At 62.1% G+C, this 19,561-nt stretch carries 16 protein-coding genes; 7 read left to right on the plus strand and 9 right to left on the minus strand.

Annotated elements, in window-relative coordinates:
• Positions 1-63: 63 nt before the first annotated feature.
• The 5 genes from RWJ89_RS25660 to RWJ89_RS25680 form a co-directional block, all read right to left on the minus strand.
• Positions 64-546, minus strand: coding sequence for a DUF992 domain-containing protein (locus RWJ89_RS25660; RefSeq protein WP_131644626.1), 483 nt, complete (start codon positions 544-546; stop codon positions 64-66).
• Positions 547-660: 114 nt separating this feature from the next.
• Complete coding sequence (locus tag RWJ89_RS25665; RefSeq protein ID WP_131629316.1) at positions 661-2,313, minus strand: sensor histidine kinase; 1,653 nt, start codon at positions 2,311-2,313, stop codon at positions 661-663.
• Positions 2,314-2,623: 310 nt separating this feature from the next.
• Positions 2,624-3,493 (minus strand): tetratricopeptide repeat protein, encoded by an 870-nt coding sequence (locus tag RWJ89_RS25670; RefSeq protein WP_168271041.1) that lies wholly within the window; start codon positions 3,491-3,493, stop codon positions 2,624-2,626.
• Between the two features lie 135 nt (positions 3,494-3,628).
• Entirely contained in the window at positions 3,629-3,844 is a 216-nt protein-coding gene (rpsU, locus tag RWJ89_RS25675) for a 30S ribosomal protein S21 (RefSeq protein WP_003542939.1), read from the minus strand.
• A 176-nt stretch (positions 3,845-4,020) separates the two neighbouring features.
• Positions 4,021-5,550, minus strand: coding sequence for an adenylate/guanylate cyclase domain-containing protein (locus tag RWJ89_RS25680; RefSeq protein WP_246621628.1), 1,530 nt, complete (start codon positions 5,548-5,550; stop codon positions 4,021-4,023).
• A gap of 357 nt (positions 5,551-5,907) precedes the next feature.
• Here RWJ89_RS25680 and RWJ89_RS25685 point away from each other — a divergent pair, with 357 nt between their 5' ends.
• Entirely contained in the window at positions 5,908-8,079 is a 2,172-nt protein-coding gene (locus tag RWJ89_RS25685; RefSeq protein ID WP_168258652.1) for a CHASE2 domain-containing protein, read from the plus strand.
• Between the two features lie 6 nt (positions 8,080-8,085).
• Here the strand turns inward: RWJ89_RS25685 and RWJ89_RS25690 are convergent, their stop codons facing one another.
• Entirely contained in the window at positions 8,086-9,108 is a 1,023-nt protein-coding gene (locus tag RWJ89_RS25690) for a FecR family protein (RefSeq protein ID WP_017962120.1), read from the minus strand.
• 253 nt (positions 9,109-9,361) lie between these two features.
• Here RWJ89_RS25690 and RWJ89_RS25695 point away from each other — a divergent pair, with 253 nt between their 5' ends.
• The 6 genes from RWJ89_RS25695 to RWJ89_RS25720 are packed head-to-tail and all read left to right on the plus strand — an operon-like array spanning position 9,362 to position 15,343.
• A complete protein-coding gene (locus RWJ89_RS25695) occupies positions 9,362-10,615 on the plus strand; it encodes a sarcosine oxidase subunit beta family protein (protein WP_017962119.1) in 1,254 nt (417 codons plus the stop codon).
• On the plus strand, positions 10,615-11,016 hold the full coding sequence (locus RWJ89_RS25700) for a hypothetical protein (RefSeq protein ID WP_017962118.1): 402 nt from the start codon (positions 10,615-10,617) through the stop codon (positions 11,014-11,016). Before RWJ89_RS25695 ends, RWJ89_RS25700 begins: the two co-directional genes overlap by 1 nt.
• Positions 11,017-11,028: 12 nt before the next feature.
• Positions 11,029-11,370 carry a sarcosine oxidase subunit delta gene (locus RWJ89_RS25705; protein WP_017962117.1) on the plus strand — a complete coding sequence of 114 codons (342 nt, stop codon included), beginning with the start codon at positions 11,029-11,031 and terminating at the stop codon, positions 11,368-11,370.
• Positions 11,367-14,360 (plus strand): sarcosine oxidase subunit alpha, encoded by a 2,994-nt coding sequence (locus tag RWJ89_RS25710; protein WP_132612346.1) that lies wholly within the window; start codon positions 11,367-11,369, stop codon positions 14,358-14,360. The genes RWJ89_RS25705 and RWJ89_RS25710 overlap by 4 nt, the downstream gene beginning before the upstream one ends.
• On the plus strand, positions 14,353-14,901 hold the full coding sequence (locus RWJ89_RS25715) for a sarcosine oxidase subunit gamma (protein ID WP_077979485.1): 549 nt from the start codon (positions 14,353-14,355) through the stop codon (positions 14,899-14,901). The genes RWJ89_RS25710 and RWJ89_RS25715 overlap by 8 nt, the downstream gene beginning before the upstream one ends.
• Before the next feature lie 43 nt (positions 14,902-14,944).
• Positions 14,945-15,343: a VOC family protein gene (locus tag RWJ89_RS25720; RefSeq protein WP_316031656.1), complete on the plus strand. Its 399-nt coding sequence runs from the start codon at positions 14,945-14,947 to the stop codon at positions 15,341-15,343.
• Between the two features lie 15 nt (positions 15,344-15,358).
• Here RWJ89_RS25720 and RWJ89_RS25725 read toward each other — a convergent pair whose 3' ends face one another.
• The 3 genes from RWJ89_RS25725 to RWJ89_RS25735 form a co-directional block, all read right to left on the minus strand.
• Positions 15,359-15,847, minus strand: a complete 489-nt coding sequence (locus RWJ89_RS25725; protein ID WP_027667785.1) for a MaoC family dehydratase — start codon at positions 15,845-15,847, stop codon at positions 15,359-15,361.
• 90 nt (positions 15,848-15,937) lie between these two features.
• A complete protein-coding gene (gene glgX, locus RWJ89_RS25730; RefSeq protein ID WP_221999762.1) occupies positions 15,938-17,914 on the minus strand; it encodes a glycogen debranching protein GlgX in 1,977 nt (658 codons plus the stop codon).
• A gap of 13 nt (positions 17,915-17,927) precedes the next feature.
• The gene (locus RWJ89_RS25735; protein WP_221999761.1) at positions 17,928-19,559 is read right to left on the minus strand and encodes an alpha-D-glucose phosphate-specific phosphoglucomutase; all 1,632 of its coding nucleotides are present in this window, start codon (positions 19,557-19,559) and stop codon (positions 17,928-17,930) included.
• Positions 19,560-19,561: the final 2 nt, after the last annotated feature.

Here is a 19,561-nt window from a genome sequence, read left to right on the forward strand (position 1 = left end):
GGCGGCTGTTTGATTATGCAAGCAGGCAACTGCTGTCTGACTTGGCCGACATAGCTGCTTTCGTCAGGTCTCGCCCGGCACGAGCGTCATCTTTTCGACGCCGATTGCCAGGTTCAGGCCTTCCTGAGCCTGGACGTTCAGTGGCTGCAGCATGAATGCCTTATCGGTGCCGCCGGCGATGACCTTGGCGCCGGCGCCTGCACCGATGCTCGCGTCGGCGCCGATCCCGTAATATTCGCCCGCAAGGGCGAACTGCGGGATATCCGTGCCGGTCTTCGCCAGCACCTGCCAGATCATGACGCTCTTGCCGGTCTGGCCGATATCGAGGCCGAATTTCTCAATTTTGCCGGCATAGACCGCCTTGGCACCGCCGGCCGCCGGTGTATAGGTGCAGATAAGGTTCTTCTGCGAGGTGACGATCAGACCCTGACCGCCATCCGATCCGCAGACCAGACGGCCAAGCGTGACATAATTTTCCGCGCCCGCCGGGCTCGCCCAGGCAACGGCTGTCAACGCCGCGGCTGCGATCATCGTTTGCTTGAACATGGTCTTTCTCCTTTGGAACGACCTGTCCGAAACGGGTGGAGGTAGCGATTGTTCCGGGACGCAGATTCAAAGTGATAGAGCGTCCTTAGCGCGTCTGAAGAGACGCGCGGCGCTCTATTCTCGCTCCAGCGTGGCGCGCTGCGCCGTCAGCACCCATAACAGGCCTTCGGGCCGGAAATCGATCTCAACCGTGCCGCGAAAGGCGGAGGCGGCATGAGCCTTGATAACGGTCGTGCCAAAGCCCGAGCGCGATGGCTCGGTGACCGGCGGGCCGCCGCGCTCTTCCCAGGTGAAGCGGAGCAGGGCATCCGGCTTGTCCTCCTCGCTGACGTCGCGCCATTCGAAGCGGACACGGCCCTGCGGTACGGATAGCGCCCCGTATTTCACCGAATTGGTGGCGAGTTCATGCAAGGCAAGGCCGAGATTCTGCACGGCATCCGGCTTCAGCACGAAGTCTTCGCCGCTGATGTCGATCTGCTCGCGCGATTGCGGGAAGGCGTGCAAATGGATGTCGACGACCCGCCGCAGCGATACCCCTCCCCATTGTTCGCTGGTCAGGAGCTCGATCGAACGCACCAATCCCTCGAGGCGGTCGGCGACGGCGGCGCGGAAGGTCTCGACGCTGTCGGACTGCTTAGCGAGCTGGCGCATCATTGCCTGGGCAAGTGTCAGAAGATTCTTCGTGCGGTGGACGAGTTCATGCATGACGAAACGCAGCCGGTCCTCGGTCTGACTACGGTCGAAAGAGGCATTCGAAAGGGCAATCGCCACCTGGTTCGCCTCGATGACGCTGGTCTCGACCGGCGAGACGATATGGCCTTCGCCCATGCGGTTTGCCATGTCGGCGATATCGCGAATGGTGGTGCGCACCTGTCTTGCGACGGCATAGGCACCCAGCACGGCAACGAGCACCAGCGCCACGCCACCGATGATAAGGAAACGCCAGGTGCTGAGGATCGAAGCCTGGGCGATCGGTCCCCAGATCACCGTCTTCCACGACCAGCCGGGGATCTGAGCATAACCGAGGAGCATGTGCGGCAGGATCGCCTCGTCCTCGAAGACGCCGCGGGACACTGTGAGCGCCGGCAAAATGCGCGGATCGAAGGGCGTTCCGGGTTCGAGATTGGCGGGGCCAGTGGCCGCGACGACGTGGCCGCTCTCATCGATAACGGCGGCCGACCAGCCGGGGCCAAGGCCCTCGGTGGTCACGAGCTTGCGCAGATCCTGGGCGTTCTGCGTGATGATAAGGGCTGCGACCGGCTCATTCTTCCGCGGCAGGGTGACGTTATAGACCCATTCGCCGCTGGTCCGGCCGCGAAAGACGTCGGAAGCCTCGATGCGACCGGACGCCATGGCCGCCTCGAGAGCTGGCATGTTCGCCGTCTGGCCGAGCGGCGTGCCGAACGCACGACGGGTGTTGAGCAGCTGCTGGCCGGTGCGGTCGACGGCGATGACGAAAAGCGTGTTGTCTCTGAGGGCCGTTTCCGTGCGCTCATGGAAGGAGGCGAAATTACCGTTTTCAAGCTCCGGCGAACTCGAAAGCAGCCGCAGGGTCGTCGCCATGTCCTGAAGCTGGCGGTCAATGATGCGTGAAAGGGCAAGCGCATCCTGGGCGGTCTCGCGCTTCAGCGCCGAACGCTGGTTATCCTCCAGCTGCAGCAGAAGCAGCGCTACGAACGCGAAGATCGGCAGTGCGATTGCCACGGCCATGGCGACGAGGTAGGTGCCGATCGAAGCCTTGGGAAAGAACAGGGTGACGATCTTCATCTGTTGCGCCAGATGGCATGCGCCTGAAAAGACGCGCGGCGCTGTAATGCGCATGGCCCGCAACGGTTTTCGCTTGCGGCCAGGAAAGCAAAGATCCGCATCTCTCGGAAACCGCCCTCAACCCATGTTCGAACGCCCGATAGCAGGCTATCGAAGCCGGTCCATGTTAGGGGGAGCAAGAGCAGGTTGCAACATACTATGACACGCCGCCGACGATGACAGGCGCTTTTCCGCTTTCTCTTTTCAATGCGGTGCGACCGGCGAAAGTCCGTTCGGCTGCCCGATGTTCCGGGCCGCCCAACTCAAGTCCTTAGCCGGCTGGGGCAACGCCGACGCGGGCAAGGCCATCGCGGGCTGGCTGGTATTTGGGGTCGAGTCCGATTGCGTGACGATAGGAGCGGGCGGCCTTCGCCTTGTCGCCGCGGCGTTCATAGACGAGCGCTTGGTTAGCCCAGGATTCGGCGATGTTGCCGTTAAGCTCGATCGCATGGTTGAAATCGGCAAAGGCGTTGTCGTCGTCGTTCAGCGCGATATAGGAAATGCCGCGGCCATTATAGGGCTCGGCCGAATTCGGCGCGAGCGAGATCGCTTTCGAGAAATCGTCGATCGCCTTATCCTGCTGATTGCGCTTCTGGTAGATCAGGCCACGATTGTGATAGGCGCGGCCATCGGTAGTGCCGAGCTGGATCGCTCTGTCGAAATCGTTGAAAGCCTGATCGTCCTGGCCGGCCATGCGATAGACATTGCCGCGGCCGATATAGGCGACGTCGTAGCTTGGATTGATCTGCAGGGCGGCATTGTAATCGGCAATCGCCTGAGCCTGCTGGCCCATGTTGCGATAGACGAGAGCGCGGTTGGCGTAAGCCTGGAAAAACCGTGGATTGATCTGCAATGCCGTGTTGAAATCGTTCAGCGCCGGGCGGAACTGGCCGGCGCGGCCATAGGCGGAACCACGGACGTTGTAACCTTCGGGATCCCTCGGGTTGGCGTTGATAACCGCCGTCAGCGACGCGATATTCTCTTCCGAACCCTGCGCCTTGTCGATGCGGATCACGGCATCCGTGGTGTTGGTCGTCTCGCAGCCGGCGAGGCCGAACATTGCCGCCAGCGCCAAAGCGGGTAGGAATGCCGTTTTCTGCAAGCGCAAAGTGCGGGACGGATTAAAGGTGTTGACAGCCATTCGGGCTCGCTTTCCCCATGCGGCATATCCGGTGCGCGGATATGCGATCTTCAGCGGCAAACTAAAAAAGGCGGCGGCGAACCCATCGCCCCCGCCACAATGCATCTGAAAACGTCGAAAAAACGACGGCAACGCTCAGCGTGCTGCGACCAGACCTTCGCGCTGGGCGCGCTTACGGGCCAGCTTGCGAACACGACGAACAGCCTCGGCCTTTTCGCGAGCACGCTTCTGCGACGGCTTCTCGTAGTAGTCGCGCATCTTCATTTCGCGGAAAATGCCTTCGCGCTGCATCTTCTTCTTGAGAGCGCGGAGAGCCTGATCAACATTGTTATCGCGGACAAGTACCTGCACGAGAATCACGTTCCTTTGGTTGGTTGATGCCGGAGGCGGCGCAGCGGCCAGAGGCAAAACAATAACGTTCGCGCGGCCGCAGCCTTGCGATTGGTGATGCGGGATAGCAGATTGGGTACGGGAAGTCCAGATGGATACGGAAGGCGGGCGGAAAAATCACGCTTCGCCTGATCCGGTCATGATCCGGCCGCCTCCGGCTGGGCCTCATCCAGCGCGGCGATTGCCTCCTTGAGAGCCGTCCTGACCCTCAGGCGATCGGCAGGCTCCAGCCGGCTTATGTCCAGATGCAGGTCGAGACCGGAGAGGTGCTCGCTCAGAACGCGGCTCTTGTGGTCCGCGCCGAGCGTCAGCCCATCCACCCCATAGGGCACGATCTCGCGCTGTATGCCCTTCATCGTGATTGGCGGCAAGGGATGAGCGTCGACGATTTCGTTCACCAGCGCATAGGTTTCGTAGCTGATGACGATCTCTCCTCCCTCAGCGATCGATTGCAGCCGGGCTGCCAGATTGGCCTCGGCCCCGATGATCGTATAGTCCATGCGGTCGCTGCTGCCGAAATTGCCGACGTTACAATAACCGCTGTTAATTCCCATGCGGACGACGAAAGGCTCTTCGGTGCCGTTTCTGCGCCATCTGTCCTTGAGCTCGCCGAGACGGCGCTGCATGTCGACGGCCATGCGCAGACATGCTTTCGCGTCCTCCTCCGGCCCCTTGGTGTCGGGATCGCCGAAGAAGACCAGCATCGCATCGCCAATGAACTTGTCGACCGTGCCGCCGTGCTCCAGGGCAATGTTCGACATCTCGGTCAGATATTCGTTGAGCATCTCCGTCAGGGCTTCCGGCTGCAGGCGCTCGGTGGTCGCGGTGAAGTCCTTGATGTCGGAGAAGAAGATCGTCAGGCGCTTGCGCTCGGTGTGGACCACGACGTCTTTCTGTCCGCTGAAGATGCTCTTGTAGATCTGCGGCGAGAGATAGCGCGAAATCTTCAGGGAAACGCTCGCCAGGAATTCGTTCGCTGCTTCAAGATCCCGGTTGGCGCTATGGATCGCGCGCGCCTGCTGCCGCTGCAGCAGAATGAAGCTGAGGCCGATGATGGCGACAAAAAGAAAATAGCAGAGCAGATATTTGAACGCGAAGACGTTGCTTACATAGGGTTGCTTGATGACCACTTCCTGAATGCCGCGTACATCGCCGACCTTCCAGTCGGTCTTCGGGCTTTCCGGATGGCTGTTATGGCATGCAACACAGGCTTGCCCCATGAGCACGGGCGTAATGAACCGCACGGTATCAGTCAGTCCGACGCGGGTGAGGTCGTTCAGCGTCTGCTGCGGATTGGCGCGCAGCTCGGCCAACGCTCGTCTCTCGAAATCGTCGAGGTCGTGGGATGCGCGGCTCTTGAACGGCAGGTCGGAGACGAAACGGTAGGTGATATTGGCCTGCTGCTCCTTGATGACGTCGCCGAGCTCCAGGGAAAGCGTGGCCGGCAGCGGAATGGCGCCTGATATATTGGCGTAATTGTGGGAGACAACCGTGCCTGTAGTTGCGCCGCTGGCGTGCGCGGCCAGGACGCGCCCCACGACATTGGCGGAATAATACGAGCGGATGCTTGATATCAGCGAGCTCATGTCGCGCGCCTGGCGCCTGAGCGTGTTTCCGGAGAGATCGCTGATGTCGAGCCAGACGGCAAGCGGCAGCCCGGCGAGCATTGCCAGAACGACGACAATCAGCCAATAGCCGCTGCGGCGCGCGGCGGTTTCCGAAATCACGGGAGCCTCTCATTATCTCATCTAAAACGCATTCACCCTTCGATCGTTACAAGAACATTTCGTTCCTCGCCCGGCAAGATCGGACCCCTTGTCGTCCAAGCAAAAACTTAGCCGAACTGGCGGCGTCGCTGAATTTGAAGATGCTGTTGCGCCGGTGGACGGAAAGAAAAGGCGGGAAACCGAAAAGAAGCGCCTGGAGCGCAGGTGCGAATGGCGTTCGGGCTGAAAGCGGCGTAGCCTGTCAGCCGGCAGTGCGGGGCCGCTCGAGCGGCCGTGGGAGGGACAGCCGGTGAGATCATGACGCGCGAGCAGCAAATCGGTGTCGTTATCGGTCTGATCATCGTGACTCTGCTGACGATGCTGCGCGCCGGCGATCCCGGGATGTTTAAGCTGATCCGCGGCGTGACGTTCGATGAGTATCAGCGGCTCGTTCCCAGGATCTTCGAGCCGATGCCGGTTCGTGTCATCGACATCGACGAGACTTCGCTCAGCGAATTCGGCCAATGGCCGTGGCCGCGGGATCGGCTGGCCCTGTTGGTGGACCGGCTCTCGGAAATGGGTGCCGCGGCCATCGCCTTCGATGTTCTCTTCTCCGAGCCGGATCGGTTGTCGCCGCGCAATGTCGTCCGTGAGGTGGTCGGGGTCGATCCCTCGCTTGCCGAAAAGCTACCCGACAATGACGAAATATTCGCCCGTTCGATTGCCGACAAGCCCGTTGTGCTGGGCTTCGGTCTTTCCAACGCAGGCAATTACCGGCCGCCCGTAAAAGCGGGCTTCGCATTCACGGGCGAAAGCCCCATCTCGGCCCCGCCCCGTCTCGGCGCTTCGACGCCGCTCAGACCGCAACTGGAGGCCAACGCGGCGGGCCTCGGCCACATCAGCCTCAACCCGGGAAACCCTTCGCCGGTGGTGCGAGCGGTCCCGCTGTTCCTGACCGATGGGGAACAGCTCTATCCGAATCTCGCGGTCGAGGCGCTGCGCGTCGCGCAGGAAGCATCGACCTACGTGGTATCGGGCGCGCCCGACCACGCGGGTATCATGACATCGGCTAAGATCGGCGATTTCGTCGTGCCGCTGACGGCGGCGGGCGAGCTCTGGCTCTATGTCACTCCCGACCGGGCCGAGCGGTATATCTCCGTCCGTCAGGTGCTTTCGTCAGGTGGCGCCTCCGCAGAAGTCGAAGCCGCCATCGCCGGAAGCATCGTCTTCGTCGGCACATCGGCGGCCGGCTTGCAGGACATCCGCGTTACCGCACTGGGCGAGAACGTTCCGGGTGTCTCGCTGCATGCGCAAGCGGTGGAGCAGATCCTCTCCGGCCAATTCCTATCTCGGCCCGACTGGGCGGATGGCCTTGAAATCCTCGTCATCGCAGTGCTTGGATGCCTGCTCGTTGTGGTGACGACTTTCGTCAGCCCCGCCGTCGCGCTCGTCTGCGGTTTGCTAATTACCGCTATGGCGCTTGTCGCGTCGTGGCTCGCCTTTCTTTATGCAGGACTTCTCTTCGATCCGCTGGCGCCGATCATCAGCGGATCGATCACCCATTTTGCCGCGACCTCGTTCAAGATCCTGGTGATCGATCGAGAGCGACGCGAGGTGCGGCGCGCCTTCGGACATTATCTTTCCCCGTCGCTGCTCCACCGTATCGAGCATAATCGCGATGCGTTGCGTCTCGGCGGAGACGATCGCGAGTTGACGATGATGTTCGTCGACGTCAGGAATTTTACCGAAATGAGCGAGCGGCTGGCGCCGACGGATGTCGTCGCTTTCCTCAACACGCTGCTCGATGCGTTGAGCCGTCATGTCGTGGCGAATGAGGGCACGCTCGACAAGTTCATCGGCGACTCGATCATGGCATTCTGGAATGCGCCCGTCGATGTAGCGGATCATGAAGCCAAGGCTGTTCGCGCAGCGCTTGCCATGCGCGAGACACTCGCTGAATTGAACGCCGGCGACGCCTTTGGCTTCGGGCCTGATCAGGAGGTCAGCATCGGTATCGGCATACATACTGGCCTTGCCTGCGTTGGCAATATGGGCGCCAAGACCCGCTTCAACTATTCGGCTGTCGGAGATGCCGTCAACGTTGCGGCTCGGATCGAGTCCTCCTGCAAGGAGGTCGGCTTCGATATCCTCATCTCCGACAGCACGGCACGGTCAGTGCCGGAAATGGCGCTGATCGAGGCCGGCGCGCTCCCGCTAAAGGGGAAGAGCAACCGCACACAGATCCTCGCCGTTGTCGGCGATGAGCGGGTCGCGGCATCTCAGGAATTTGCCTCGCTCAAGGTCGTCCATAACCAGTTGATGCAGGCCCTGCAATCACACTCAAGGAATAGCCGGAAGCTTATCGGTACGGCAAAGCTCAGGGCTGTGCAGGTGATCGGCGGTCTGGCTGAATTCTACGAGCGCGTATACCGCAGGGCCGATCATTTCCGCGAGGTGCCGGAGGAGGTCGAAAAAAGCGCCGCAGACTGACAGGCCTCAGCGACCGCGATTGAAATTATGACCCCTGTCGTGGTTCCGATCGTTGTCGTGATCGCGATCTCTATCATGGTGGCGCTCGTGCCCCCGATGATCCAAACCGTGATTTCCGGGCTTGCCGTCATCGTCATGCCGGCCATGGCCATCATGCTTGTCGGGCCTGTCCGGTTTGTCATGATGGGGCTTATCGTGGTGCGGCCTGTCATGATGAGGCTTGTCATGATGCGGCTTGTCGGGCTTGTTCGGTCGCTCCTTTTGCGGCTCGGCCTGTCTCTGTGGCGGATCCTGCCTTTGCGGAGCAGGCGCAACTGCCGGTGGAGGCCGCGTTCTGTCTTTTCTTTCCGGCGCAACGGAGGCCATATTGCAGCCGCCGAGCATGCCGATGCCGCCCGCAAGTCGCTGATTGCCGGAGAGGAAGGGTAGGGCGCGCTGATTTCCGAGCGTCGCGAGGATGCTGGGGTCGACCCGGCGTGCCGCGGACATATCGCCATTCGGCTTGGCCACCACGCAATCGCAGCGTTGCTGCAACTGCCGGCAGCCGCCGGGGCCGCAGAAACGGGCAGCACCATTCAGCAACACGATGGCGGTCGTGCCATCCGGGCCGACGTAGAAATCGAAAGCGGTGCCACGTACGCCGATCGTGCCGGCGGGAGTCAGGATCTGGTAGGCCGAGGAGTTGGAATTGCCGCTGACCCAGCGGAATGTGCCCTTTGCCGCCCTAATCGTCAGTTTCTTGACCGATTGGGAATCATCGAAGACATATTTGTCGATCACGACCGACGAACCCCAGCCGACCGCGAGCTTCGTGCCGTCACGAAACACGAATTGGCCAAGCCCCGATTGCGACGTCTTGATGCGTTCGTTGCGATGAACGCGGGTGTCGACCTCGATCGGCCCACTCTGTCCCGTCACCTGCGTCTTGACGACGACGGCCTGGCCGACCGGCTCGGCGGCGAGCGCCGGCCATGCGCCGTTTAACGCGATGCAAAGCGTCGCGACTGATACTGAGCGCCAACCCCACATGATACACATACCCCACAACATGTGATTGTTAACATTTTAGTAATTGCTTGTCTTCTAACCCTCTTGGGTTAGGCGGCCGGTCGACGGACAAGCAGAAACGCTGCCGCTTGCCTCATTCGCCTGAAGCGGCATTCTCTTCAGCGTGTCGAAACCAAAGCTCTCGCGCGTCGCAAAAGAACCGTTGTGCCGCATTTGGATTTGCGATTTGTATGAGCGCGGAGAACAAGCCCTTTCCCGAAGGAGAAGAAGGCGGATGCGGAAATATTCGGTTTTTGCCGTGGCACGGGAGGCCCTTCGCGGCCACAGGGGCTGGGAGAAGCAATGGAATTCGCCTGAGCCGCGCGCCGAATACGACGTCGTCATCATCGGCGGCGGCGGCCACGGGCTGGGTGCTGCCTACTATCTCGCCAAGGAGCATGGCATTACCAATGTGGCGGTGATCGAGAAGGGCTGGCTCGGTGGCGGCAATACCGGGCGCAACACCACCATCATCCGCTCGAACTATCTCTACGAAGAGAGCATGCACATCTACGAGCATTCGATGAAGCTCTGGGAGGGGCTTTCCCAGGAGCTCAACTACAATGTGATGTATTCGCCGCGCGGCGTGATGATGCTCTCGCACAATATTCACGACCAGCAGTCCTTCAAACGGCATATCCATGCCAACCGGCTCTACGGCATCGATAATGAATGGCTGACGCCGGAGCAGGCGAAGGCCTATTGTCCGCCGCTCGATATCTCGGCCAGCGCGCGCTACCCGATCAACGGGGCGGCACTGCAGCGGCGCGGCGGCACGGCCAGGCACGACGCGGTTGCCTGGGGTTATGCGCGGGCGGCCTCAGACCGCGGGGTTCACATCATCCAGAATTGTGAAGTGACCGGCATCCGGCGCGGTCCGGACGGACGGGTAACCGGGGTCGAAACCTCGCGCGGCTTCATCGGCGCCAAAAAGATCGCCGTCTCTGCGGCCGGCCATACGACAACCATCATGCAGATGGCTGGTGTGCGCGTGCCGCTGCAATCGAGCCCTCTACAGGCGCTGGTCTCCGAGCCGCTGAAGCCGATCTTTCCCTGTGTCGTCATGTCGAACACGGTGCATGCCTATATCTCCCAGTCCGACAAGGGAGAGCTCGTCATCGGCGCCGGCACCGACCAGTATAATTCCTATTCCCAGACCGGCGGGCTGCAGATCATCACGCACACGCTCGACGCCATCTGCGAGCTCTTCCCGATGTTCCGGCGCGTCAAGATGATGCGGCAATGGGGCGGCATCGTCGACAATACGCCGGATCGTTCGGCGATCCAGTCGAAGACGCCGGTTCCCGGGCTTTACGTCAATTGTGGCTGGGGTACCGGCGGCTTCAAGGCGACGCCGGGCTCGGCCAATCTCTTCGCGCATCTGATTGCTCGCGACGAGCCGCACAAATTCAACGCCGGGCTGACGTTGGAGCGCTTCCGCAGCGGCCGGCTCATCGACGAAGCGGCGGCGGCGGCGGTGGCGCACTGATGTGGACGGCGGCTTTCCTGACGATCGGGATCAGCGGCGCGGCAATGCCGGCCGGTGACGTCTTTCCCGGCGTCGGGGATTTCCGCCTGCAGGAGATCCACAGGGCTGCCGGCGAAAGCGAATGGCCCTTCGTTGCCGAGAGCGGCACGCTGCTTTGCGCGATGGTCCTGCGCCAGCCAGCCGTCTATTTCGTGCCTGATGTCGGCGAAACGCCGGGACGTGCCTTCGTGATCGACAACGATATCGCCAAGATGGCCTTTGCGAACATCGGCATGACCGGTGTGCTGGAGCCCTATGACAATTTCGAACAGCTTCTCAAGCGCCTCATCCCCTATGTGACGATGGGAAAGCGTCTCTGCAATCAACCTCCTGGAACCAATGTTTCCGGATCGGAACTCTAAGACGGGTAACACATGCTGCTGATCTATTGCCCCTACTGTCAGGAAGAGCGCTCCGAGCTCGAATTCCGTGGCGCGGGTGACGCGCATATCGCGCGGCCCGCCGACATCGCCTCGATCTCGGACGAGGAATTCGAGGCCTATTTCTTTCTGCGCGACAATCCGAAGGGGCTGATCTTCGAACGCTGGCGGCACATCCACGGCTGCGGGCGCTTCTTCAATGCGGCGCGCGATACGGTGACCGACAAGTTCATCGTGACCTACAAGGCGGGTGAGCCGAAGCCTGAGATCGGCACGGCGGCCCAGCAGCATGGGCCTGTCGAAACATATGAAGCCGTGGAAGGAGAGGCGCAATGAGCGGCGTGAACCGTATCGCCGGCAAGGGGCGCCTGACACCGGCCAGAACCGCGCGCTTCAGCTTCGACGGCAAGAGCTATACAGCGCTCGAAGGCGATACCGTCGCCTCGGCGCTGATCGCCAATGGCGTGCATCTTGTCGGTCGTTCGTTCAAATATCACCGGGCCCGGGGCATTCTGTCGGCAGGCGCCGAGGAGCCGAATGCGCTTATCGACGTTTCCCGCGATACGGCGCGCAAACAGCCGAACGTGCGCGCCACCGTGCAGGAAGTCTTCGACGGCATGATCGTCAGCTCGCAGAACCGCTGGCCCTCGCTTGCCTTCGACATCGGCGCGGTCAACAACCTGATGTCGCCGTTCTTCGCGGCCGGTTTCTACTACAAGACCTTCATGTGGCCGCGCGCCGCCTGGAAACACGTCTATGAACCATTCATCCGCCGCGCCGCCGGCCTCGGCGTCGCGCCGACGGAGGAGGATCCGGACCACTATGCCAGCCGCTATGCGCATTGCGACGTGCTGGTGGTCGGCGCCGGCGTGGCCGGGCTTTCGGCGGCGCTGGCTGCGGCCGAGACCGGTGCCCGGGTGATCCTTTGCGACGAGCAGGCGGAAGCGGGCGGCGCATTGCGTTACGGCGCCAGCATCAGGATCGACGGCGAGGACGGCAATAGCTGGGCGCAGAAGACCGTGGCGCGGCTGAAGGCGATGGACAATGTCGAGGTGCTGGTCCGCACGACAGCTTTCGGCTACTACAACCACAATTTCGTCGGTCTTGCCGAGCGCGTCACCGATCATATCGCCAAACCTACCCGCGATCTGCCGCGCGAGCGGCTTTGGCAGGTCCGGGCGAAGCGCGTGATCCTTGCCACCGGTGCGATCGAGCGGCACATGGTATTTCCGAACAACGACCGGCCGGGCATCATGCTCGCCTCGGCGGGGCGGATGTATCTCAATCATTACGGCGTCGCCGTCGGGACCAAGGTCGGCATCTACACGGCGCATGATTCGGCCTACGAGGCGGCCTTCGATCTGAAACGATCGGGTGTTTCGATTGCCGCCATCGTCGATAGCAGGCAGGCGCCGGGAGCGGCAGTGCTGGCGGAGGCGCGTGCGCTCGGCATCGATGTTCTGGCCGGCCAATCGGTCGTCAACACGTCGGGGCGGCTGCGCATCTCATCGATGACGGTGGCGCGCAACGGCGGCAGTTCGCCGCGCAAAATTGCAGTCGATGCGCTCTTGGTTTCGGCCGGCTGGACGCCGTCCGTCCATCTGTTCTCGCAGTCGCGCGGCAAAGTGGCCTTCGATGCAGAAAGCCAGCGTTTCCTGCCCGGCTCCTATGCGCAGGACTGCCTCTCGGTCGGCGCCTGCAACGGCACCGACGATCTGCAGCGGACGATCGAGGAATCGCTTGCCGCCGGCGAGCTGATGGCGCAGGCCACCGGCAGAAGCAGCGGCGAGAAGATCGCAATTTCGGCCGAGCAGGCTTATGACTGGACGGGCGGCATGATCGGCGCTGCCGAAGGCGCCGGGCCGAAGACCAACGCCAAGGCCTTCATCGATTTCCAGCACGACGTCTGCGCCAAGGATATTCGCCTTGCCGTGCGCGAGGGCATGCATTCGATCGAGCATATCAAGCGCTTCACGACCAACGGTATGGCCTCGGACCAAGGCAAGCTCTCCAACATGCATGGCCTGGCGATTGCCGCCGAAATGCTCGGCAAGGAAATCCCGCAGGTCGGGCTCACCACTTTCCGTGCGCCCTATACGCCGGTCACCTATGGTACGCTGGTCGGCCATTCGCGCGGAGAGCTGTTCGATCCGACACGCAAGACGCCGCTGCACGGCTGGGAAGAAGCTCATGGCGCGGTCTTCGAGGATGTCGGCAACTGGAAGCGCGCCTGGTTCTATCCGCAGGCCGGCGAGAGCATGCACCAGGCGGTGGCTCGCGAATGCCGGACGGCACGCGAGGCGGCTGGCATCTTCGACGCCTCGACGCTCGGCAAGATCGAGGTGGTGGGGCCGGATGCGGCGGAGTTCCTCAACCTCATCTACACCAATGCCTGGGATACGCTGAAGCCCGGCAAGGCCCGCTACGGCATCATGACCCGCGAGGATGGCTTCGTTTATGACGATGGCGTTGTCGGACGCCTGGCGGACGACCGTTTCCATGTGACGACGACGACCGGCGGCGCGCCGCGCGTTCTCCATCACATGGAAGACTACCTGCAGACGGAATTCCCGCATCTGAAGGTATGGCTGACCTCGGTAACCGAACAATGGGCTGTCATCGCCGTGCAGGGGCCGAAGGCGCGCGAGATCGTCGCGCCGCTGGTCGAAGGCCTCGATCTTTCGAACGAGGCATTCCCGCATATGAGCGTTGCCGAGTGCACGGTCTGCGGCGTGCCGGCGCGGCTCTTCCGCGTCTCTTTCACCGGCGAAACCGGCTTCGAAATCAATGTGCCGGCCGACTACGGCCAGTCGGTACTCGAAGCGGTCTGGTCCAATGCCGAGCCGCTCGGCGCCTGCGTCTACGGAACGGAGACGATGCACGTTCTTCGCGCCGAGAAAGGCTACATCATCGTCGGGCAGGATACGGATGGGACGGTGACGCCCGATGACGCCGGGCTTTCCTGGGCTGTTTCGAAGAAAAAGACGGATTTCGTCGGCATTCGCGGACTGAAGCGGCCGGATCTCGTCAAGGACGGGCGCAAACAGCTCGTCGGCCTCGTCACCAAGGACCCGAAGCTGGTGCTCGAGGAAGGCGCGCAGATCGTCGCGAGCCCGAACGAGCCGAAGCCAATGACCATGCTCGGCCATGTCACATCTGCCTATTGGTCGGAAAATTGCGGCCGGTCGATCGCCTTCGCGCTGGTCGCCGGCGGCCGGGCGCGGATGGGCGAAACGCTCTATGTGCCGATGCCGGATCGGACGATCGCCGTCGAAGTGACGGATCTGGTATTCTTTGACAAGGAAGGGGGCCGCATCCATGGCTGATGTCGCAATTCGCAAACCGGCGCTTGCCGGACGTTTCGGCGGCTCCGCAGCGGTGCGGCTGACGACCGCTCCCACTGCCAGCCGGGTGGCGCTGCGCGCGCCGGCGGAATCGCTTGCAGCACTTTCCTCTGCTCTCGGCCTGGCGCTGCCGGATGCCCCGAAGACATCCGGCCGGGCCGGCGCCCGATCGGCGCTCTGGATTGGGCCGGACGAGTGGTTGGTGATCGACGAGGCCGGCGCCGATCTGATGGCAACACTTTCCGGTGCCGGCACGCTGCATTCGGCCACCGACGTTTCCCACCGCAATGTCGCGATCATCGTCTCGGGACCGGGTTCGGAGGCGACGCTTTCGGCCGGTTGCCCGCAGGATCTGTCGCTTTCTTCCTTTCCGGTCGGGGCTGCATCGCGCACGGTGTTCGGCAAAGCGGAAATCGTTCTTTTCCGTACGGAAGAAGACACGTTCCGAGTGGAGTGCTGGCGGTCGTTTTCGGATTATGTCTTCGGGCTGCTGAACGAGGCGGCTGAAGACGCGGGGCACTGAGTCTCAGCCATCGCGGGCGTGTGCTCATTCAAGGAGTAAGCGAATGCTGCACCATGCCTCCCTCGGCGTTTCCGACATCGAGCGGTCGGCGGCATTTTACGATGCCGCCCTTGTCGCGCTCGGTTATGTCAGGGTCTGGGACGATATCAGGCCGGGACAAACGGGGCAGGCCGTCGGCTACGGCCTTCCCGGCGGCGGAGATAAACTGGCGATCAAGCATCGCCCGGATGGCCAGCGTGCGCCCGGTCCCGGCTTTCATCTCGCATTTGCTGCGCCGAATCGGCAGGCGGTCGATCGGTTTCATGCGGCGGCAATCGCGCATGGCGGCAGTGACAATGGCCGCCCCGGCCTGCGGCCCCATTACGGTGAACACTATTATGCTGCGTTCGTCATGGATCTCGACGGACACGCTCTCGAAGCCGTGTTCAATTCAGCCGAGTAACAAAAGCAGTCTTGTTCAGACGTCCTCGGGACGGTCCTTCGGGTCGAATTGGATGATGGTGATCCATTTTGCCGTCAGCGCCGGCTTCTTCTCGTTTTCGATCTCGATCGTGACGTCATAGGTGGTCATCAGCATGCCGGCGCCGCGGAAGCGGGCTTCGGAAAGCAGGAAGCGGCCGCGGACACGGGCGCCGCTTTTCACCGGCGTCATGAAGCGGACGCGATCGAAGCCGTAATTGATGCCGAGGGTCTGTTCGCGCACTTTCGGCAGGCAGTTGTAGTTCATCGTCGACAGCAGAGACAGGGTCAGGAAGCCGTGGGCGATGGTACCGCCGAACGGGCTCTCGGCCGCCGCGCGCTCAGGATCGACGTGGATGAACTGATGGTCGTCGGTCGCCGACGCGAAGGCGTCGATCATCGTCTGGTCGACGGTGACCCAATCCGAAAGGCCCGTCTCCATGCCGATCAATCCCCGCACGTCGGAGAGAGAAATTTCCGTGACCATGAATTCCTCGTGAAATAAGCCGCTGCGGCAAAGCCTTATCGTGCATTTGTGACGATTGCGACAAGGATTTGCGCAAGCGAGGGGAGGCGATCAATTTTCTACGAAAAAGGCAATCGAGCGCGGCCCAACGGTTGCGCGGCCACCGGGTTTCTTCGCTCCATCCGGGGTCAACTGGCGCCAGCCCGGTTCGCCCTCAGAAGGCAGCGTGAAAAATTGGCGGCTTCCCGAGCGGTTGAAAAGCACACCGAGCCGGGTCTGCCTGCCGCGAGCGGAACGGTCACCGGTCGATAGCAGCATGCCGAGGGTGGAGAGCGACGGCGTCTCCCATTCGGCAACGGTCATCGGCTCGCCGGAGAGCGAAATCCATTCGACATCGCCGTTTCCTGACAGGAAGTCCCTTTCGGAGAAGACGGTGAAGCGGCGCCGCAGCCCCGCAACGAAGGCGGTGTGGGCGATGAGATCCCCGTCCAACGCTTTCCAGTCCAGCCAGGTGATCTCGTTATCCTGGCAATAGGCGTTGTTGTTGCCGTGCTGGCTGCGGCCGCCCTCGTCGCCCGCCGTCAGCATGATGCTGCCGCGGGTGGCAAAAAGCGTTGAGATCAGCGCCATCACATCGTCCCGGCGGCGCTTGCGGATCGTCGGATAGACGGTTTCGCCTTCGACACCATTGTTCCAGGAATGGTTCTCGTTATGGCCGTCGCGATTGTGTTCGCCGTTGGCGTCGTTGTGCTTTCCGGTATAGGAGACGAGATCGATCAGCGTGAAGCCGTCATGGGCGGCGAGGAAATTGACGCTGCGCGTTTCCCGGCCGTCGTTGCGCGAGAAGATGTCGGAGGAGCCGGCGAGTGCGGTTGCCAGCGCGCCGGTCTTCCAATCGTCGCCGCGCCAGTAGCAGCGCAGGTCGTCGCGAACCCGGTCGTTCCATTCAAGGAAGGGCGGCGGGAAATTGCCGAGCTGGTAACCGCCGGGGCCAATATCCCAGGGTTCGGCGATCATGATCCGGTCGGCAAGCACATCGTCGGAGAGGATCGCGGCCAGTGTTCCGTCGCGTTCAAAACCCGTCGCGGTGCGGCCGAGCACCGGGGCGAGATCGAAGCGAAAACCGTCGACGCCGGCGTTGAGCACGAAATGGCGCAGGCTGTCGATGACGAGGCGGCGAACTTCAGGATGATCGCAGGCGAGCGTGTTGCCGGTGCCTGTGTCGTTGACGAGTTCGCCCGGGCAATTCTGAGCGTGGCGATAATAATGCACGTTGTCGAGGCCGCGCAGCGACAGCGTCGCGCCGTAACGGTCGCTCTCGCCGGTATGATTGAAGACGAGGTCGAGGATGACGGCAATGCCTTCGGCATGGAGGGCCGCGACCGTCTCGCGCAGCTCCGTCATGCCGCCGGGGACGAGCCGCGGATCGAGCGCCATGAAGGCGACGGGATTGTAGCCCCAGCCGTTGGTGAGGCCGAGCGGTGGCAGATGGCGTTCGTCGATCCAGGCGGTGATCGGCATCAGTTCGACGGCGTCGACACCGATCCGTTTCAAATGCGCGACGACGGAGGGATGGGCAAGCGCTGCGACCGTGCCGCGTTGAGCCTCCGGTACGTCGGGATGAAGAACGGTGAAGGGCCGCACCGCCACCTCATAGATAAAGCCGCCCGGCTTGAACAGCGGCTTGCCGATCGCGGCTCGGGTATCCGTGGTGACAATCGCCTTCGGCATCAGAACCTGGCTGTCCTCGCCATAGATGCCGAGGCGGGGATCGTAGCGGAACGGCCTGTCGATCTCCTTGGCGTAGGGATCGATCAGCAGTTTGGAAGGATCGTACCAGAGGCCGTTATCGGGCGCATAGATACCGTCGGCGCGATAGCCGTAGCGCGCGCCCTCCTTCAGTCCGTCGACAAAGAGACGATGGAAGTAGTTGCTGTCGCGCGCCATCGGCAGGCGCGCGAATTCCCTGTGGCCGTCATCCTCGAAGAGGCAGAGTTCGATTTGTGCGGCATGATGCGACCACACGGCAAATTCGACGCCGGTCTCGAAGACGATCGCGCCGGCCTGCGCCGAACTGCTTCCCCGCATGTTTCCCCCCGGATCAGGTGATCACGGTTGGCGCATCGCGTCCCGTGCGTTCACGAATGCTGGCTATGCTTTCGGCGGCGGCGATCAGATCGGCGAGCGCTTCCTGCGTTTCGATGTTGTGGCGAGTCGAATCCGGCTCGTAGCGCTCGATATAGACACGCAAGGTTGCGCCAGACGTGCCGGTGCCGGACAGGCGAAAGACGACGCGCGAACCGCCCTCGAAGAGCACACGGACACCTTGGTGGTCACTCACCGATTTGTCGATCGGATCGTGGTAGGCGAAGTCGTCCGCCTTCTCCACCTTCAGGCTGCCGAAGCTCTTGCCGGGCAGGGTGGGAAGCTGGCTGCGGAGATTATCCACCAGGCCGTTCGCCGCATCGGTGTCGAGGCCTTCGTAATCATGGCGCGAATAATAATTGCGGCCGTAGGTCTGCCAGTGCTGGGTGACGATATCGGCGACGCTCTCGCCGCGCACGGCAAGAATGTTCAGCCATAGCAGCACGGCCCAGAGGCCATCCTTTTCGCGGACGTGACTGGAGCCGGTGCCGGAGCTTTCCTCACCGCAGATCGTCGCCATGCCGGCGTCGAGCAGGTTGCCGAAGAACTTCCAGCCGGTCGGCGTCTCGTACATGCCGATGCCGCGCTTTTCGGCGACGCGGTCGGCAGCACCCGATGTCGGCATCGAACGGGCGATGCCGGCAAGGCCGCCGGAATAGCCGGGGGCGAGATTGGCGTTGGCGGCAAGGATCGCCAGGCTGTCGGAAGGCGTGACAAAGATGCCGCGGCCGATAATGAGATTGCGGTCGCCGTCGCCGTCGGAAGCGGCGCCGAAATCGGGCGCGTCATCGCCCATCATCTCATCGAAGAGCTCCTTGCAGTGCACCGGGTTCGGGTCCGGGTGATGGCCGCCGAAATCTGGCAGCGGCATGAAATTGCGCACCGAACCCGAGGGAGCGCCGAGACGATTTTCGAAGATTTCCTTGGCATAGGGGCCGGTGACGGCGCTCATCCCATCGAAGGCAATGCGGAAGCCGAGGCTGATCAGATTGCGGATGGCGCCGAAATCGAACAGCTCTTCCATCAGCGCGGCATAATCCTCGACCGGGTCGATGACCGAGAGAATCGTGCCGCCGGGAAGCTCGTCCTTGCCGATGCGGTCGAGATTGACGTCGGCGAAATCGGCGATCTTGTAGCTGTCGATCGTCTTGGAGCGCGCATAGATCGCGTCGGTGATCTTTTCCGGCGCCGGGCCGCCATTGTTGATGTTGTATTTGATGCCGAAGTCTTCGGTCGGGCCGCCGGGATTGTGGCTGGCGGAGAGGATGATACCGCCAAAAGCCTTGTATTTGCGGATGATGTGGGAAGCGGCCGGCGTCGACAGGATACCGCCCTTGCCGACCATGACCTTGCCGAAGCCATTGGCCGCGGCCATCTTGACCGCCTTCTGAATGACCTCGCGATTGTAGTAGCGTCCGTCGCCGCCGATGACGAGGCACTTGCCCTGATAGCCTTCCAGCGAATCGAAGATCGACTGGATGAAGTTCTCTGCATAGTTCGGCTGCTGGAAGACCGGAACCTTCTTGCGCAGGCCCGACGTGCCGGGTTTCTGGTCCAGATAGGGCGTGGTGGGGACGGACTTGATCATTT

The sequence above is a fragment of the Rhizobium sp. 10PS4 genome, assembly GCF_032464805.1.
GTDB classification, from domain to species: Bacteria; Pseudomonadota; Alphaproteobacteria; order Rhizobiales; family Rhizobiaceae; genus Rhizobium; species Rhizobium laguerreae.